The organism is Microcystis sp. M53603_WE2 (assembly GCF_030065435.1).
Genome location: NZ_JASJFF010000913.1, coordinates 1 through 2,170 on the forward strand (window position 1 = coordinate 1; position 2,170 = coordinate 2,170).

The window sequence follows — 2,170 nt, forward strand, 5'->3', positions numbered from 1 at the left end:
AACCCTTATATAGAAAGACATTTGGCGATTTTTGTCAATTGTTTTCGATCTAGAACGAGCTAATCAATTAAGTCTCTTGCCGGATAAGGATTTAGTCGATTTATGCCCCCTGATCGAATCATACCAAGTAACGAAGAGCCAAATTTCCCTAAACCCCTAAATCCCTATCACCCTATCACCCCAAAACCCTATCACCCTATCTCCTGACTCCTGATAACTGATAACTGATTATTGAATTACTTCTTTAATAATCGTTAAAACATCATCATTGATATTGCGAGGATTGCGCTGGTATAACTTATCTCTTTCCAATTTTAAAACTCGATCGATGATTTTTCGCACATCTTCGGGAGCGTTTAAAATCGGTTCTTGGATATTTTGGAGATTATTATCAGAATTAGTCATAGGGCAGATTTTTTAATATTTACAGCCGCGGCATCTCCAACAAAATCCCTGCCGGGGTACGTTAATCTATTACTAACGCACCCTCAGCCTAGATTGTTTCTCTAGACGAAACTTAAATAGGGTAACTTTTGTGCGGTAGATTGAATTAGATCGAGATTTTGTAAAAGCTGTCCGCAGGTATCCCAATCACCTTCTATTAACATCTGTCGGGAACCTTCATTCATAGAGACGGTAGCGACAAAATCCCCCCATTCCACCGTCATGGTTGGCAAAGAAAGATCGACGGGAATTTCGGGATTAGCTGCAATTAAATCCTGTAAATGGGCGATAGTTTTAGCCTCAGCAGTGACACAGGGAACCCCATTAGCGATACAATTGCCAAAAAATATTTCGGCGAAACTTTCCCCGATAATTGCTTGAATTCCCCAACGTAAAATCGCTTGCGGTGCGTGTTCCCGAGAAGAGCCACAACCAAAATTACCATTAACTACCAAAATTTTCGCCCCTTGGTACTGGGGTAGATCGAAAGGATGACTCCCCTGTAAAGCGGCTCGATCATCGGCGAACACTTGTTCTCCTAAACCTTCAAAGGTGATACAACGCAAAAAACGAGCCGGAATAATGCGATCGGTGTCAATATCGTTGCCTCGCAAGGGTAAAGCTCGTCCGGAGATGGTTTTAACTTGACTCATGATCTTTTTCTAACTTTTACTAGCAGTGACAAAAAAAAGTGGTTGCATCTTGCCATACTCCCTGATCGGTGGCATTTTTCTCGATTTCTCGGCGATAATTGTTCACTAGAGTCGCAATTTCGGCAGCCGATAGGCGACCGAACCGCCTTTTTTTAACCATTGATACCATTTTGCCAGCACTTGCGGGATATCGGGGAAAAGTGCAATCGCCAGAGAACAGATGATCAGATCGAAACTAGACTCGGCAAAGTCAATAGCAGCTATATCGGCGTTAATTAGGTCAATATTCTCGATATTTAATGCTTCTAGCTTTTTTTCGGCTCTGGCAATCATTTCCGGCGTGAAATCAACCCCGATGACACTTTTCACTTTTGGGGCAATTGCGACCGCTATAAATCCCGTTCCCGTTGCCACGTATAGCACAGATTGGCTTTTTTGTAAATAGAGATAATTTACTAATTTAAGGGCGCGAGCTTGCGTAAAATCGTTATCGTAATCGTGACGAAGGGCATAAAAATCAATTACTTGACGCTGATAATCGTTGCTCATCTTCTCTATTGCCCAATTATCGACAAAGACTGACCCAATTGACTTAAATTAAGAGCATGGCCGCCGGTAACTAGATAAACCGCGTCTGCTATTGTGCCAATTCTACGACAGAGATCGCCTAAACGATCGCGAAACAGACGACCGAGGGGATAAGCGGGAACCACACCCCAACCGGTTTCTTCCGCCACCAGAATAACATCAACCGCCGCGTTTTTGAGGGAATACAAGAATCGATCGCTAATTTCTAACCATTCAGCTGCCGACATTTCTAAACAATTGGCTACCCAAGTACCGAGGGAATCGATCAATAAACAGTGAGAAAATGGGCTATTATCAATAGTTTCGCTTAATTGTCGGGGAATTTCTTGGGTTTGCCATTGGGGGGAACGTCGCTGCCGGTGTCTTTCAATGCGATCGCACCATTCTTGATCTTTTTCATCCACCGAGGAGGTGGCGATATAAATAACGGGTTTTTGGCTGATTTTGGCTAAATATTCGGCCCATTCACTTTTCCCAGAACGGGC

Annotated in this window: 5 protein-coding genes; 1 reads left to right on the forward strand and 4 read right to left on the reverse strand. The window is 43.1% G+C overall.

Annotated features, from left to right (window positions below; all coding sequences use genetic code 11):
- Window positions 1-31: 31 nt before the first annotated feature.
- Window positions 32-160 (forward strand): hypothetical protein, encoded by a 129-nt coding sequence (locus PX481_RS19370; protein WP_002761199.1) that lies wholly within the window; start codon window positions 32-34, stop codon window positions 158-160.
- Window positions 161-228: 68 nt separating this feature from the next.
- On the opposite strand, the gene PX481_RS19375 is transcribed toward PX481_RS19370, so the two are convergent.
- The 4 genes from PX481_RS19375 to cobU form a co-directional block, all read right to left on the reverse strand.
- Window positions 229-405: a hypothetical protein gene (locus PX481_RS19375; protein WP_002740601.1), complete on the reverse strand. Its 177-nt coding sequence runs from the start codon at window positions 403-405 to the stop codon at window positions 229-231.
- A gap of 101 nt (window positions 406-506) precedes the next feature.
- Window positions 507-1,097 carry a 3-isopropylmalate dehydratase small subunit gene (leuD, locus tag PX481_RS19380; RefSeq protein WP_002761195.1) on the reverse strand — a complete coding sequence of 197 codons (591 nt, stop codon included), beginning with the start codon at window positions 1,095-1,097 and terminating at the stop codon, window positions 507-509.
- Between the two features lie 105 nt (window positions 1,098-1,202).
- Entirely contained in the window at window positions 1,203-1,646 is a 444-nt protein-coding gene (locus tag PX481_RS19385) for a class I SAM-dependent methyltransferase (protein WP_002761190.1), read from the reverse strand.
- Between the two features lie 5 nt (window positions 1,647-1,651).
- A partial coding sequence (cobU, locus tag PX481_RS19390) for a bifunctional adenosylcobinamide kinase/adenosylcobinamide-phosphate guanylyltransferase (RefSeq protein WP_288095523.1) occupies window positions 1,652-2,170 on the reverse strand: 519 nt, incomplete at its 5' end.

Excerpts from the sequence above, each read along its gene's own strand:
- leuD (WP_002761195.1), bottom strand. The coding sequence starts at position 1,097 with ATGAGTCAAGTTAAAACCATCTCCGGACGAGCTTTACCCTTGCGAGGC.
- PX481_RS19385 (WP_002761190.1), bottom strand. The coding sequence starts at position 1,646 with ATGAGCAACGATTATCAGCGTCAAGTAATTGATTTTTATGCCCTTCGT.
- PX481_RS19375 (WP_002740601.1), bottom strand. The coding sequence starts at position 405 with ATGACTAATTCTGATAATAATCTCCAAAATATCCAAGAACCGATTTTA.